This is a genomic window from Enterocloster clostridioformis, from assembly GCF_020297485.1.
Taxonomy (GTDB): Bacteria; Bacillota; Clostridia; order Lachnospirales; family Lachnospiraceae; genus Enterocloster; species Enterocloster clostridioformis.
The window spans coordinates 339378-355190 of sequence record NZ_JAIWZC010000002.1 but is presented as its reverse complement, the minus strand read 5'-3'; the positions used below and the strand labels follow the sequence as shown (position 1 = coordinate 355190).

Genomic DNA, 15813 nt, shown 5'->3' with positions numbered 1-15813 from the left:
CATGTGGTTAGGAGTTGACTACTACCCTGAGCAGTGGGACCCCGCCCTGATGGAGGCTGACATGGACACCATCCGGGAAATGGGCGGAAATGTGATCCGGATCGCTGAGTTTTCCTGGCATCTGATGGAGAAGGTTGAGGGGCAATATGACTTCTCCTTCTTTGACGGCGTCATCGCCAAGGCCAAAGAAAAGGGTCTGAAGGTGATCATGGGCACACCCACCGCTACCATCCCTGCCTGGCTGGCGAAAAAGCACCCCAGTATTCTCTCTCAATTTGAGAACGGACAGAAGCGGACGTTCGGCGGACGTCACGTCTACTGCTTTAACAGCCCGGAGATGTATGAGTATTCTGAGAAAATCATTCGCGCCCTTGTGGGCCATTACAGAGGTGAAAAGCAGATTGTGGCCTGGCAGATTGACAACGAGATCGGCCACGAAGGGAGCGATTTGTGCTGGTGTCCCCAATGCCAAAAGGCGTTTCAGAGTTTCCTGAGCGAAAAATTTGGGGGAGACATTGACAAGCTGAACGATACTTATGGCACCACCTTCTGGTCTCAGGAGTACAACAGCTTTGAAGAAATTCCTCTCCCCGCTGAGACCATCACCACTCACAACCCTGCCCTGCGGCTGGACTGGGAACGGTTCCGAAGTCTGAGCATTTGCCGTTTCATGGACTTCCAGGCCCACCTGGTCCATGAGGTGGATCCCCAAGCTGTGGTCATGCACGATTTCCCCGGCGGCGGCCTGGATAAGCATGTGGACTACTCCCAGGTGGCCAAGAGCCTGGATGTCGTAGCTTACAACAATTACCCCGTCTGGGGTGGGCAGAAGGTGCCGATTCCTCCCCACGAGATCGCCTTTGGTCTGGACTATATCCGGGGTCTGAGCAGAAAGAACTTCTGGATCACCGAGGCCATTATGGGTGCCCAGGGCCACGATGTTACCGGTTTCCTTCCCCGGCCCAACCAGGCAAAGATGTGGTCTTACCAGGGCATGGCCCATGGATGCAACTCCATGATGTACTTCCGCTACCGGGGAGCTACCAAGGGGGCCGAGCAGTTCTGCTACGGTGTGTTGGATGCGGACAATGTGAAGGGGCGGAAATTCTACGAGGTCCAGAGCTTCTTCCGGGATATCAGCCAATATGCCCAGGCCATGGACGCCCCCATTCACAGTGACGTGGCCATCGTCTATGACTATGACTCCCTGGCCAGCTTCCGTATTCAGCGCCAGAGTATTCTGCTGGATTGCGCAGGGGAGATGAAAAAGCTGTATAAGGCCTTTTATGATGGCAATATCCCGGTGGACGTTATCCCGGCAGAGGCAGATTTGTCTGGCTACAAGGTTGTCTTACTGCCCCAGCTGATTATTACGAAGCCGGAGTTCCGGACTAAGGCGGAAGCTTTCGTCCAGAATGGCGGCACCCTGGTCCTCACCTATCGGAATGCGGTGAAAGATGCCGATAACAATATCCCCGTCGGTGAAATTGTCCCCGTAGGCTACACTGGGCTGACCGGGGTAACGGTTACAGAAACCGAGAGTCTTCAGGACCTGAACGCCTTCCCTGTGGAAGGCCAGGGAGCATTCGCCGGCAGCCAGGGCTTCGGCGGTATCTTCCGGGACATGTTGGAAGCCCGGGATGCTGAGGTGCTATATCGCTACGCGGACACCTTCTACACCAAATTTGCCGCTGTCACTCGGAGAAAACAGGGCGCGGGAACAGTGTACTACCTTGGCTGTGCCTTAGATGAGGGTACCACTGCCAAGCTAATGGGTACCATATTGGCCGACAACCAGATTGAGACAACTCCCTCCGAGGACGGGGTAGAGATTATGATCCGGGGTAGTGCGGAGCAGAAGGTTCGCATGCTCATCAACCATAATGACCACGAGGTACATTTCCAGAATAAGACACTGCCTCCTTTCGGTTGCACAGTGGAGCTGCTTTAAGCCTTACACATAGCAGGAACGCTTGTTTTGAGTTCGCCACAGAGCCTGATCCAGCATGAAAGCCCTATCGATTTTCACTCAGCATGTCTGGAATAAGTATAACCCTCAATTTGATTTCCATTACTAAATGCTCATAAAAGGGGCTGTGAAAAAAGCCCCTTAACAAAAAAAGAACATTTTCAGGTTTTACCCTGGAAACGTTCTTTTTTTGTTGGTATAATTTATCTGTCATGAAAAATAATACCATGTCTTATTATAGTCCAAAGCAGGGAAGATTTCCAGTATTTCTTGCAGATAGTCTGGATATCTGCGATCCGGTATTGGTATTTGACCAGATCATGGAGGAGATCGGAATAGAACAGTATCTCAGGCCGGAACCATTATACCGTATGGCAGGCCGGGATATAATCGGGTCAATATGCTTAAAACAATCTTATTCGGCTTTATGGACACAGGATACGCAAGTTTAAGGGAATTGGAGGACCGGTGCAGAACCAATATCCGTTATATGTACCTGATGGATTACGAAACACCCGGTTACCGCTCCTTCGGATACTTTATTAATAATGAAATCGACGGAAAGGCCGAAGATATTTTCCGTGCCGTTATGGAGTATATCCGAAAAAAAGACGCCGTGGATCTGGAACATCTTTATATAGACGGCTCAAAATTTGAGGCAAATGCGAACAAATACAGCTGGGTATGGAAAAAAGCAACGGAGAAATCCAGATACCGGCTGTTTGCGAAAATCACACAGCTGCTGGATCAGATCAATGAGGACCTGGCCTATACCGGACTGAAGGTTGAGACGAACACAGAATATACTCCGCAGGGTCTGGAGATGATTCTTGGACGATACGCTTTTCAGTGCCGGATCGACGAGGAGGCGTTCGTCCACGGCAGAGGCCATCGCAAGAGCAGGGAGCAGAGATATTACGAGAAGCTGAAAGAATACACACAAAAGCTGAAAGAATATGTGAAAAAGATCCGGATCTGCGGCCCGGAACGCAACAGCTATTCCAAAGCGGACCATGATGCCACGTTTATGCGGATGAAAAAGGACTACATGGGAAACGACCAGCTGCTCCCGGCATATAACATTCAGATTGGGGCAGCGGATGAATATATAGCGGTCATCGATGTGAAGCAGTACCGGTCGGATATGGACTGCTTTGTGCCGCTGATGGAGAAATTCAGGGAGCTGTATGGATTTTATCCGAAATATCCGGTAGCTGATGCGGGATACGGTTCGTACAACAATTATATTTATTGTCAGGAACACGGGATGGAAAAGTACATGAAATTCCCGATGTACAAAAAAGAGACAAAAGAGAAAGAATATCATGAGAATCCGTTCCGTGCGGTGAACTTTAAGCCGGGTCCGGATGGGACCCTGATATGTCCATGGGGAAAGAAGTTCCGTTTTGCATACAGGAAAGCGGTGAAAGGGAACCGGTATGGACGTCAGGAAGAATACTATACGTGTGAGGACTGCGGCGGATGTCCGTATAAGGAACAATGTAAAAAGCCAGACAAGAACCGGATGGTGTGTGTGAACCGGGAGCTGAGCTGTATGTACCAGGAAGTAGTGGAAAACCTGGAAAGTATCCATGGAGCACTGCTGCGGATGAACCGTTCAATCCAGGCGGAAGGGACATTTGGAATCATAAAGTATGACCGATGGTACAAACGTGTGGTAAGAAGAAAGCTAAAGCGAGTGAGTTTGGAAATATATTTGGTCTCCATAGGGCATAATCTCTATAAATTCAGAAACAAAAGGAAAAGAGCTGCCATTGCGGCATAAAGAAGGAAGGCCCGCTTTTCATGGGGGTAAGGGGGAGGTATATGCTTTTTTAGGGAAGTAACAGACCTCCGGATCAAAAAGTGAGGGGGCTGTGGGAAATAGAGTCCGTCTACTCTATTTTTTCACAGCCCCCATTTGTTCCTTTTCAGGAAACTTCGCAAATCGGCCAAGATAGTGTATAATAGACTTGAAATAAAAAATGGCATAGCAAAAAAGCGAAGATGTAACTTCGCCATGACGTTGCCTATGTAGTTTTTTGTTTTTGGTTTAGGCTGCACTATCTGACGGTAGAGAAAGAATAAGGCGTATGGAGCTATCCATATCCCATAGCCTTTCGATAGCGTTCAAACAGTGCAGTTTTTTTGTGGTAAACTTCTAAAACCAACATAGAAGTGCCACACTCCGGGCATCTGAGCGGATCATAGCCAAGAGCCAGAAGGATTGAATTACGCCAATCCAGAAGCCTGGAAAGATAACGCTGCTTCTGAGGGGATAAACATTTCCGGAGATTTTTTTCCTGTTTATGGTGCTTTGCATAAATCCCATAGCAGCGGACCATTTTAAAGTGTCTGTCAGGGATATGTACAATCAGGCGTTTGATAAAGTCAATGGCGGGGATGCATTCGGTCACAGTTTCATGGTCCTCATGGCGCTGATAGTGGATGTCACAGAAGTCCCATCATAGGCATCAATCCTGGAAGTGGCAATGACGGGCCGGCCCAGATATCTGCTGATATATTTAATAGTGATATCAGGGGAGCGCGGATTGGGTTTGGCCCTGACATAAAACCCATCGGGATGGTCTTTGTAAATCTGGTTTTTAAGTTTCTTAAAAGACGGTCCAAGTTTAAGGGAGAGCTGCTCCAAAAGGACTTTACGGACAGGCGCAGGAAGCGATAATCAAAGTGAGTATGAGGGCGCCAGGCAGTGAAGTTACCAGCCCCGCCTTGGGAAATCAGGGCATGGATGTGAGGATTCCATTTCAAATCCCTCCCGAAGGTATGCGGGACGCAGATAAAGCCAGAATTAAAGTTTTTGGACTTGTTAAGCTTGAAGAACATACGCAGGATGACATCCCTGACCGAATGAAACAGGCAGTTAAGAAGGGAATGGTCCTTAAGAAAAAAGATGCGGAGTTCTTCAGGAATGAGTTTTAAAGCCAGGGATGCCATTACATTCATGAATCTGGAATAGTCTGCTTTGGAGTAGGAACAGGCATAATAAAAAGCAGTCAGTGACTTTTGGGTGATGCCAGACAAAAAATGTCGGTAGAGGGAACGGATGGAATCCGCCGACTCCATGGCAAGTATGGATAAAGCCAGTAGAAATAAAGTCTCCGCGGCAGGGGAAGAAAACGTTTTAAATATAGATGGAAAAATATTGTTGAAGTCTACCAAACAGGTTCTTTTCGTTGTATAATGAGTTTGTCGTACAGGGTCACTTTCCTTTGTATATTTTGTTGGCAAACTAATTATACACCAAAGTGTCCTGTACGATATTTTTTTCTTAAAAGTTGTAAAGTCGTATATTATGTATAGTCCCATGCCAATTACCCAAGGGAAAGCTGGATTGCTTATGATGAATTTTTTGCCAAATTCTCGAAAAAAGCAGACGGGACTTTGTTGTATATGGGAAGAGAGGCTGTTTAAAACTAATATAACGGTGATAAATGAGAGTTTTATATTTCCGAGATGCCGCTCCCTTCCTAGAAAAATGTGATAGAAGTCCCTAAAATCTCAATAACTTTGTGATTTTGGTTGTAATTTCAAAACGATTAGCATATAATAAAAATATGATTTGGAACCACGAAAACTCCAATAAAAGTGTGAAGGAGTGTATCTATGGAACGATTGATTTTGAATAAGCTGCTGGATTGGAAGAATTCACCCTACCGCAAGCCTCTGATATTAAAAGGCGTGCGCCAGGTGGGCAAGACCTGGATTCTTAAAGAATTTGGCAGACGCTATTATGAAAATACCGCCTATTTTAACTTTGATGAAAATGAGGAATATAAGCAGTTCTTTGAAACCACCAAGGATGTAGATCGGATTTTGCAGAATCTGATGCTGGCCAGCGGTCAGAAGATTATACCGGAAAAGACACTCATCATCTTCGATGAGGTACAGGACTGCCCCAAGGTCATCAACTCCATGAAGTATTTCTGCGAGAATGCGCCGCAGTATCACATTGCCTGTGCCGGTTCTCTGTTGGGAATTGCCCTGGCGAAACCTTCGTCTTTCCCTGTGGGCAAGGTCAACTTCATGCAGATCGATCCTATGACCTTTATAGAGTTCCTGCTCGCCAACGGTGATGAGAATTTGGCGAAGTATTTGGAGACTGTTGACACCATTGAGCCGATCCCCGATGCTTTCTTTAATCCTCTTTATGAAAAACTCAAGATGTACTATGTGACCGGCGGTATGCCCGAATCCGTTCTGATGTGGACGGAGGCACGGGATGTAGCTGCCATGCAGGAAGCCCTGTCCGGGATCATTGGCACCTACGAGCGGGATTTTGCCAAGCATCCCAATATCAGTGAGTTCCCGAAGATCTCTATGATTTGGAAATCCATACCGTCTCAGCTGGCAAGAGAAAACAAGAAGTTTATCTACAAAGTTGTCAAAGAGGGCGCAAGAGCCCGTGAATACGAAGATGCCCTGCAGTGGCTGGTAGATTCCCGTCTGGTGCACAAAATCTACCGCAGCTCCGCTCCCGGCCTGCCTGTGGCTGCCTACGATGACCTTTCTGCCTTTAAGATTTATCTGGTGGATGTGGGTCTACTCCGCCGTCTGGCGCAGCTGGCTCCTACAGCCTTTGGTGAAGGCAACCGCCTGTTCACGGAATTCAAAGGCGCTCTTACCGAGGACTTTGTGCTTCAGACCTTAATCACGCAGTTTGAAGTGATTCCCCGATACTGGAGCCAGAACAATCCTCCTTACGAGGTAGATTTCCTCATTCAGAGAGAAAATGACATTTTCCCTGTAGAGGTCAAATCCGAGACCAACACCACCAGCAAGAGTCTCAAGAAATTCAAGGAGTTGTTCCCAGATCAAGTGAAGCTCCGTGTACGGTTCTCTCTGGATAATCTGAAGATGGACGATGATGTACTGAATATTCCACTGTTCATGGCAGACCATGCAGATCGGTTGATTGGGCTGGCATTGGAGCAGAAAAACAAGTAAAAAACAATTGGGACACCATATGGACTGGAGGTATTACCAGTCCCATTACTGTTCTGGAGCAAATCACCTATTTGATGTTTATGAAGCTGTTGGATGACAATCAGCTGAAAGCGGAGGCTAATGCCAATCTGCTGGGTGTTCCGCAGAAAAGCAAGGTGTTCCAGGATTTGTGTGATCAGCGAGAGCCCCCGTGTGGAAACAGAATATAAAAACCTTCGCTGGAATGTGTTTCACAACTTTGAACCTGGCCAGATGCTGACCAATATCCAAACCTATGTGTTTCTCATCAGAACCATCGGTGAAGGCAAGGATACTGCTTTCAGCCGCTATATGAAAGACACTGTGTTTCTGATCCCTACGGCAAAGGTGCTTGCCAAGGTTGTTGATGGCATTGATGCCATGGATATGAACAACAAGGATATTATGGGCGATGTTTACGAGTACCTTCTCGGTAAAATTGCCGCTGCCGGTGAAAACGGCCAGTTCCGTACACACCGGCACATCATCAATATGATGGTGGCGCTGATGAAGCCCGCTCTCAAGGACTCCATTCAGCGCAGCCTATATCAGCGAGAATCAGAAAAAGGAACTGATGAAGACCGACAATATGCGTTACTTCAAGTCCGGTCTGCTCTCCGGCTTTGATACCGACCAGTCCAGGCTGCGGATTAGCTATGAATATGATGCTCCACGGCGTTGAGGATCCGCACATCACCTATCAGGACTCCCTTTCCGGCGAGAACACCGAGCGTGACCAGTATTCCCTTATCATGGCAAACCCGCCATTTACCGGCAGTGTATTCCAAGAGGAAATCAGTAAGGATCTGCTGGCACTGTGCAAAACCAGAAAGACAGAATTGCTCTTTGTAGCGCTATTCACTAAGATGCTGAAAGTGGGCGGTCGCTGCGCTTGTATTGTTCCCGATGGCGTTCTCTTTGGTTCCTCTAAGGCGCGTCAGGCGATCCGCCGTGAGTTGGTGGAGAGGATGTCTGGTTCTATGACATGAAGGCAGACGGCTACAGTCTGGACGATAAGCGTTCTGTATATCAGGGAGAATGACATTTCGGATATTATTGCAAGGTTTAATAATCGTAATGCGCACTGAACAGAGCTTCTTTGTGCCGAAACAGGAAATCGTAGATAATGGATATGACTTGTCCATAAACAAGTATAAAAAGACGGAGTATGTGACGGTAGAGTACCCCTCTACGGCAGAAATTCTGGACAAATTGGATACCTTGGAAACTGAGATCCAGAAGAGGTTGATAGAACTGAGGGGGGATGCTATGATAATTAAACTCGGATCTGTCATTACAGAGTATTCTGAACGCAACAAAAACGGAGAAAACATCCCAGTTAACAGTGTAACGAATGAGCAGGGATTTTGCACCGGATATTTCAGCAAAGAAGTGGCGAGCAAAGATAAGACTACATACAAAATTGGGCCTCGGGGCTTCTTTGCATATAACCCCTCCAGAATCAACGTGGGTTCTGTCGATTGGCAAAGTTGTGAGGATAGAGTTATAGTCAGTCCGCTATATGTAGTGTTCGATGTCAGTGAAAGAATTATAAGGTCATATACAACTGGCAGTGTGCGGGACAACCTCAAGTTTTCTATTTTGAGTGAGTTTCCGATAAGCCTCCCCCCGATAAATGAACAGCGAAGAATTGCTGCTACTCTGGATAAAGTGGAAGAGACTATAGCCTTACGGCAAGAGGAATTGACAACGCTGAACCACAAAATATCTGCGCCTTTCTGGATATTGCAATCGGCTATATTTGTTCTATTTTCGCAGAACCATCAACAGTACCATCTATATGTATCTTGGGATATGTCGTTCTTGCAACGGTGGTCATTCTTATATTGGAATTTGCGGCATCATATGTAATAGCAAAAATAGAATACCCGAAGGATTTTCGGGTTTCAGAAGAATATGTGGATATTAAAAATGGACAATTAGTGATGCAGCAGATAGAAGACGATTCCTAAACCAACTGGATTCGAGGTGTTTTGATGGACTTTGTGATGTCCACGATGCGCTTAAAAGCATGGTCGTTCCCATACCGTTTCGGAATGGTATGCTGATGCCCACTACATTGGGGGTGGCTGCATCGGGAGATAGCGGTATGGCGGTTAAGCAAGCATTCAGCATTCTGAACCGCTTGCGGCTCTGGGAAATTGAGCTGAAAAAGAATGAAGAAGATATTCGCAAGGGGAATTCCTGCAGGCGGTGCAGGAGAACACCCGAAACTTTTACTGGACGGGGAAGATCACGACGAAGGCGGGAGTGGAGTATCCGTTCACCTATGACGATATCGTGAAGGGGAGCGGGTATGTCACGGCGCAGTGCTGCGGCAGTTCGGAAGATCGAGCTGGGGACGGTGTATGCCGCCGAGATGGGTATTTATTTGTACTCTAAGATCGACCGGTACACGCTGAAGGACGCGAAGGTGGAACTGTCCTACCACCTGCAGCTTGCGGACGGCTCTTATGAGGAAGTGCCGGTGGGCATTTTCGAGGTCTGCGAGGCGAACCGGACAGTGAACTGCCTGGAGCTGAAAGCCTATGACTATATGCTCCGGTTTGACAGGAGCTTCAACGGCTTTGAGACGGTGGGCAAAGCCTATGCCTTTCTGGAACTGTGCTGTCTGGCCTGTGATGTAGAGCTGGCGAATGGTCCATGATTTCTATCGTCAACGGGTTGATATCTGAAAAGAAGATTCTGGACGACACCAGAAGCGAACTGCCTTACGAGCAGCTTTCTCGGGTGGTCGCCTGCCTTGAGGCGGGCAGTGGGAAAGGACCTGATTTTATATCCTGCTGTTCATGGTAGCCGGGCATTCGATACACCTCTGTATTCTACATTTCATAGGTTGACATCAGGAAGCTGATAATTATAGATCTGCCATGACATTGCTGCGGCAGCAGCCTGCATGTCGTGGATCAGATCTGTACTATGTAATTTGTCCAGAATTCTGCCGGTTGCTCCGGATATACTGATGGCAAAGCCAGGATCTTCAAAACCTTTAAAAACAGGGAAACCCACACATGTGAGACCAATTTCAATTTCTTCGTTATCCATAGAATATCCGCGCTCCCGGCTTAGCTTCAGCTCGTTTAATAGCGCTTCTCTCCGGGTGATTGTATTGTATGTCTTTGCCTTGAGGGGGAAGGAAAGGATTTGGTCAATTTGTGCTTCTGTTTTGTAAGACAAAAGGCATTTGCCTACGCCGGTACAATACATGTAGTTTTTAACACCCATTTGAGTGTTGATAAAAATAGATGAGTCCGATTCTACTTTATCCAGGTAAATGACGCTGTTATCGGACTGTACTGCACTGTGTACCGTTTCATGATATTTGTGAGAGAGCTGTTCAAGAAAAGGATGTGCAATCCGTATCAGGACATTATTCATTTTAAGCGCATTGGTGAGACACAATATCTTAGGCCCAAGGCAGTACCTTTGATTATCTTCGTTCTGTAAAAGATAGCCCAGTGCCGCAAGACTGTTCACAAGGCCAAAGGTGGTACTTTTATTTAATTCCAACTTCTCGGAAATGTCCTTTAAGCTTAATTCTACCACACTGTTCTGAAAAAGTTCCAAAATGGACATGGCGCGCTCTAAAGATTGGATGATTTTTGTTGTTGCCATAATATACCTCCTGTTATCTAAATAGTAATTTATCATCTTAAGCAGAATAATTCAACCGTTTTATTTTTTAACTTATACAACATGTACAAAAATGATTTGTAATTTTGTGTTTAATTGTCATTGACGTAATTATAAAAACAATATACTATTACAATATAGAATAAAGTTCTATAATATAGAACAAAAAACATCTTTATAAGGAGGATATGCATGGAATTTAGAAGCAATGAAATTATGCATGGTGAGGATAGTCCCTTTTACCGCTCTCTCTTTAAGTCTATGGGGTATTCTGATTATGAACTGGATCACAAGCCGCTTATAGGTATTTCCAATACATGGAATACCTGCGTTCCTGGACATTTTAATCTGAATCAGGTGAATGAGTTTGTAAAAAAGGGAATTTACAGTGCGGGGGGAACTGCGGTAGAGTTCGGAACAATTGGCTGCTGTGATGGAGTGGCGCAGGGGCATATAGGCATGAATTATATTCTTCCATCAAGGGAAATTATCTGTAATTCCATTGAGGTTATGGTGCAGGCCCACCGGCTTGATGGCATTGTTCTTCTGGCTTCCTGCGATAAAATAGTTCCCGGTATGCTTATGGCTGCGGCGCGTCTGGATATTCCGGCTATTGTATGCGTTGGCGGTCCCATGCTGGGGGGAATCGAATTTGATGGCAGGAAATCAGACCTGACATCCATTGATGAGGCAAAGGGCATGACCCGTTCCGGGAAGATTACAGAGGAAGAATACCGCGCACTTGAGAATACGGCATGTCCGGGGTGTGGGTCCTGCTCATTCCTGGGCACTGCAAATTCCATGTGCTGTGTGTCGGAAGCAATGGGTATGAGCCTGCCTGGAAGCGCCCTGATACCGGCTCCTTATGGGGAACGCCTGAAGTCTTCTTTTGAATCCGGACGCGCTATTGTGAAACTGGTAATGAACAACATTACGGCAAGAAAGGTTATCACAGAGGAGTCTATTCGCAATGCTATTAAAGTAACTATGGCGATCTGCGGGTCTACCAATGCTGTACTTCATATTGCAGCCATTGCCAATGAGGCGGAACTGGATATGAACGTGGTGGAGGAGTTCAGAAAGCTGAATCTGACAACACCTCAGATTGCGAAAGTGAATCCGGCAGCGAAGTGGGATATGGAAGCATTTTACCGCGCAGGCGGAATCTCGCGGGTAATGGATCATCTGGCTGATATTATTGACCGCAGCGCCGTCACATGTACCGGGGAGTCTGTGGATGAAAACCTTAAAAAGCAGGTGTACTGGTATCCGGAGAACCGTGAAATCATTAAGACAGTGGATGATCCATTCTCCGTAACAGGCGGTGTTGCCGTATTATCAGGAAATCTGGCGCCTGATACAGCAATCTCTAAACCGGGTGCTATTGCTCCTCCTCTCCACCGTTTTACGGGAAAGGCCAGATGCTTTAATTCAGAGGAAGAAGCGGAAACAGCGATTCTGGGTGGTGTGATCCGGAAGGGGGAGGTTGTGGTTATTCGATACGAGGGACCCAAAGGAGGCCCCGGAATGAGAGAGATGTTTAAGGCCATGAAGTATATTTATGGCATGGGATTGGCAATGGATACGGCCCTTATTACGGACGGACGTTTTTCCGGGACAAATAACGGATGCTTTGTAGGGCATATCTCGCCGGAAGCAGCAGAAGGCGGTCCGCTGGCCCTTGTAGAGGACGGAGATGAGATCCTGATTGATGTTATAGATGGAAAGCTTGAACTCCATGTCCCGGATGAGGTCATCAGTGAGCGCAGAAAACATTGGGTAAAACCGGAAAAAGAGATTCCGAATGGTTATTTAAGGCTTTATTCCAAAGTGGCTTCTTCCGCAGACAAAGGTGCGGTAATTCAGTGTTGATCAGATAGACAATATGACGGGGGTATATTATGGCAACAATAAGTACATTAGGCGCTGCCGCCGGACTTGTAATAGCAATTATATTAATTATTTTGAAGGTCCCGCCGGTATATGGCATGATGCTGGGCGCATTGGCAGGCGGACTGATTGGAGGGGCAGGACTGTCAGAAACAGTCGGCCTGATGGTGTCCGGCGGAAGCGGCATGGCGTCCGGTATCCTGCGTATCATTGCAGCCGGGATGCTGGCCGGATTCCTGATTGAATCTGGTTCGGCGGAAACCATTGCTCATACGATTGTTGTAAAGATGGGCAGTCGTTTTGCTCTTCTGGCAATCATTCTTTCTGCATGGGTCCTTCAGGCGGTAGGAACCTTTGGAGATGTGGTAGTGGTAATTGTGGCTCCCATTGCCCTGGATATCGCTGCTTCTACCAGATACTCTAGGGCGGCTGCGACTATTGCCCTGATTGGAGGTATCCATGCCGGTAATATTATTTCTCCTAATCCGAATACCATTGCCTTATCAGAGAATCTGGGTATTCCCATGACCTCTGTTGTGCTGGGGGGAATGATTCCTGCATTAGCTGGAATTGCATTTACATATATATTTATGACAGTACTTAAGAATAAGGGTGAAATGGTGGGTTCCAAGCCTGTCAATAGTGCGGTTATTGAGATGAAGCAGCTTCCTTCCATTGGCCGTGCGCTGGCCGGACCCTTTTGCACAATTATTCTGCTGATGCTCCGTCCAATCTGCAATATTACCATGGATCCTATTGTAGCTCTGCCCATAGGAGGAGTGATTGGCGCCATCGCTATCAGAAAGCCCAAGGAGATGTTGAAGTACGCCAATACGGGTATTCAGAGAATGAGCGGCATTGTATTGCTTCTTTTGGGAACAGGAACCATATCAGGTATTATCTCTAATTCCGGACTGAAAGATACACTGATTAACCTTGTGGAGGTATCCGGAGTCCCCGGATATATCCTGGCGCCGTTGTCTGGTATTGTTATGGGTGGGGCTACCGCATCCTGTGTAGCAGGAGCTACCGTGGCATCCCAGGTATTCGGCCCAACCATCCTTTCCTTAGAGGTGACGGCGGTCCAGGCCGCAGTAATGATTCATGCAGGCTGCTGTGTATTTGACTGTCTTCCCCATGGCAGCTTCTTCCATATCAGTGCAGGAACGCTGCAGCTGTCAATCAAAGAAAGGCTTAAGATTATTCCGTATGAGTCGCTGATTGGATTGGGTATGACGGTTGTGGCAACATTTGTCTACGGTGTATTAGGATTTACATTTTAATTTTAGGAGGCATTTTCTGTGAAAAAAATAAAAGCAGGTATCATCGGTCCAGGTAATATAGGAACCGATCTGATGTATAAGATAATGAAGAGCAGCAACCTGGAAATGAAGCTGATGGCCGGTATTGTGGAGTCTGAGGGGATAAAGCGGGCTGCGGGACTGGGGTTTGAAACTTCGATTAGAGGCGTGGATGCAGTGGCTGCTGATGATGAAATCCGAATTGTTTTTGATGCAACCAGTGCAAAAGCACATTTACATAACGCGCCTATTTTGAAGCAGGCGGGAAAAATTGTTATGGATATGACACCGGCTGCAGTTGGTCCCTATGTGGTGCCATGTGTTAATCTGGACAGCCTGCCATCTGATACAGATAACTTTAACATGGTGACCTGTGGTGGACAGGCCGCGGTTCCTATCGCTTATGCGATTAATCGTGCAGCTGATTCAGAGTATACCGAGATTGTGTCAGCACTTTCATCTAAAAGTGCCGGGCCAGGAACCAGGGCCAATATAGATGAATTCACGGAGACTACGTCCAGGGCGCTGGAGATAGTGGCGGGGTCGGATAAAGGAAAGGCTATTATTGTATTAAATCCAGCTAATCCTCCGTTAATGATGACCAACACAATATATGCACTGGTTAAGACTCCGGATGTAGCAAGAATAAGGGAATCAGTAGAAGCAATTGTAAAAGAAGTAAAAAGTTATGTTCCGGGCTACCGTCTGCGCGTGCCTCCGGTTATTGACGGAAATAAGGTTACGGTTATTGTAGAAGTGGAAGGTGCGGGAGATTTTCTTCCGGCCTATTCCGGTAATCTGGATATTATTAACCAGGCGGCTGTGGCAACGGCTGAAAAGGTGGCGGCCAGACTGCTGAATGGAAAGGAAGAGATGGCATGAGTGGAAGAAGGATTAATTTAATAGATACAACCCTGCGGGATGGCAGCCATGCCGTAAGCCATAGTTTTACAGTTGAACAGGTGAAGGCGATAGCTGGCGGGTTAGACAGGGCCGGAGTGGATTTTATAGAGCTGAGCCATGGGGATGGAATTGGCGGTTCATCCATTAATTACGGGTTTTCTGCCGTCGATGAACTGACATTGCTGCGTGCGGCCAGTGAGGTGATTAAAAATGCCAAGCTTACCGTGCTGCTTCTGCCGGGCGTGGGCACGATAGAGGATTTGAAACGGGCGGAGGATACAGGAATCAGGGCAGTGAGAGTGGCAACCCATGTTACAGAGGCGGATGTATCGATTCAGCATATACGGTATGCCAAAGGCAAGGGCCTGTTTGTTGCAGGATTCCTGATGATGTCCCATATGGCGGAACCGGACAAGATTGTGGAGCAGGCAAGAATTTTTGAGGCGGAAGGGGTTGATTATATTAATTTGGCAGATTCCGCCGGGTATATGGTTCCGGATGATGTACGCAGGCGTATCTCAGCATTAAAGGAGTCAGTAAGTGTCCCCATCGGATTTCACGCTCATAACAACATGGGGCTGGCTATGGGCAACAGTCTGGCTGCCCTTGAGGCGGGTGCAGAATATATTGATGGCACATGCAGGGGACTGGGAGCCGGCGCGGGGAACACCCAGATTGAGGTGTTGTGTACGGTTCTTAACCGTATGGGTTATGATATTAATGCGGATATCTATCAGATGATGGATGTGGCTTCGACAGCAGTGGAGCCGCTGATGCGCCGTCCGCAGGTAATCCGCACAGATTCCCTTATGCTGGGGTATGCAGGGGTCTATTCAAGCTTCCTTCTTCACGCGCGCCGGGCCGCAGACCGGTTTGGTATAGATATCAAAGATATCCTTATAGAACTGGGACGCCGCGGCATGGTTGGGGGACAGGAAGATATGATTGTTGATGTTGCTTACGAATTATCAAAAAATAAGCTATAGTTATAGTATTGTATTGACAATGCGCGGCCATGTAAAGGTTCATGCAGGAACGAAAAATCAAAGACGGGTATATCGTTGTAAAAAATCTAGTATACTGATGTCCTCATGGACATGCCTGGGCTCC

11 protein-coding genes and 3 pseudogenes are annotated in these 15813 nt (G+C 47.1%); 12 read left to right on the top strand and 2 right to left on the bottom strand.

Features of this window, described 5'->3' with window-relative positions; all coding sequences use genetic code 11:
- Position 1 precedes the first annotated feature (1 nt).
- Positions 2 to 1951, top strand: a complete 1950-nt coding sequence (locus tag LA360_RS28875) for a beta-galactosidase (RefSeq protein ID WP_022201732.1) — start codon at positions 2 to 4, stop codon at positions 1949 to 1951.
- A 230-nt stretch (positions 1952 to 2181) separates the two neighbouring features.
- Positions 2182 to 3755: pseudogene (locus LA360_RS28870) on the top strand (IS1182 family transposase).
- Positions 3756 to 4068: 313 nt separating this feature from the next.
- Here the strand turns inward: LA360_RS28870 and LA360_RS32220 are convergent.
- Positions 4069 to 4903, bottom strand: a pseudogene (locus LA360_RS32220) (IS91 family transposase); the annotation flags it as partial.
- 693 nt (positions 4904 to 5596) lie between these two features.
- Here LA360_RS32220 and LA360_RS28860 point away from each other — a divergent pair.
- From LA360_RS28860 to LA360_RS28845, 6 genes and pseudogenes are all read left to right on the top strand, one after another.
- The gene (locus LA360_RS28860; protein WP_022203323.1) at positions 5597 to 6937 is read left to right on the top strand and encodes an ATP-binding protein; all 1341 of its coding nucleotides are present in this window, start codon (positions 5597 to 5599) and stop codon (positions 6935 to 6937) included.
- Positions 6916 to 7146 (top strand): type I restriction-modification system subunit M N-terminal domain-containing protein, encoded by a 231-nt coding sequence (locus LA360_RS32065; RefSeq protein WP_081031224.1) that lies wholly within the window; start codon positions 6916 to 6918, stop codon positions 7144 to 7146. The genes LA360_RS28860 and LA360_RS32065 overlap by 22 nt, the downstream gene beginning before the upstream one ends.
- Complete coding sequence (locus LA360_RS32060; protein ID WP_081031225.1) at positions 7130 to 7582, top strand: N-6 DNA methylase; 453 nt, start codon at positions 7130 to 7132, stop codon at positions 7580 to 7582. Before LA360_RS32065 ends, LA360_RS32060 begins: the two co-directional genes overlap by 17 nt.
- Entirely contained in the window at positions 7579 to 7944 is a 366-nt protein-coding gene (locus LA360_RS32055) for an HsdM family class I SAM-dependent methyltransferase (protein WP_330657260.1), read from the top strand. The genes LA360_RS32060 and LA360_RS32055 overlap by 4 nt, the downstream gene beginning before the upstream one ends.
- 49 nt (positions 7945 to 7993) lie before the next feature.
- Positions 7994 to 8827 (top strand): restriction endonuclease subunit S, encoded by an 834-nt coding sequence (locus LA360_RS31740; RefSeq protein WP_243285757.1) that lies wholly within the window; start codon positions 7994 to 7996, stop codon positions 8825 to 8827.
- 333 nt (positions 8828 to 9160) lie between these two features.
- Positions 9161 to 9614: pseudogene (locus LA360_RS28845) on the top strand (hypothetical protein); the annotation flags it as partial.
- 191 nt (positions 9615 to 9805) lie between these two features.
- Here LA360_RS28845 and LA360_RS28840 read toward each other — a convergent pair.
- Positions 9806 to 10591, bottom strand: a complete 786-nt coding sequence (locus tag LA360_RS28840; protein ID WP_022202786.1) for an IclR family transcriptional regulator — start codon at positions 10589 to 10591, stop codon at positions 9806 to 9808.
- A gap of 210 nt (positions 10592 to 10801) precedes the next feature.
- On the opposite strand from LA360_RS28840, the gene ilvD reads away from it, so the two are divergent.
- From ilvD to dmpG, 4 genes are read left to right on the top strand one after another with little or no spacing between them, the layout of a single operon-like run.
- On the top strand, positions 10802 to 12481 hold the full coding sequence (gene ilvD, locus LA360_RS28835; RefSeq protein ID WP_022202787.1) for a dihydroxy-acid dehydratase: 1680 nt from the start codon (positions 10802 to 10804) through the stop codon (positions 12479 to 12481).
- Positions 12482 to 12510: 29 nt separating this feature from the next.
- The gene (locus tag LA360_RS28830) at positions 12511 to 13782 is read left to right on the top strand and encodes a GntP family permease (RefSeq protein ID WP_022202788.1); all 1272 of its coding nucleotides are present in this window, start codon (positions 12511 to 12513) and stop codon (positions 13780 to 13782) included.
- 18 nt (positions 13783 to 13800) lie between these two features.
- Positions 13801 to 14682: an acetaldehyde dehydrogenase (acetylating) gene (locus LA360_RS28825; RefSeq protein ID WP_022202789.1), complete on the top strand. Its 882-nt coding sequence runs from the start codon at positions 13801 to 13803 to the stop codon at positions 14680 to 14682.
- Complete coding sequence (gene dmpG, locus LA360_RS28820) at positions 14679 to 15689, top strand: 4-hydroxy-2-oxovalerate aldolase (RefSeq protein ID WP_112482536.1); 1011 nt, start codon at positions 14679 to 14681, stop codon at positions 15687 to 15689. The genes LA360_RS28825 and dmpG overlap by 4 nt, the downstream gene beginning before the upstream one ends.
- Positions 15690 to 15813 lie beyond the last annotated feature (124 nt).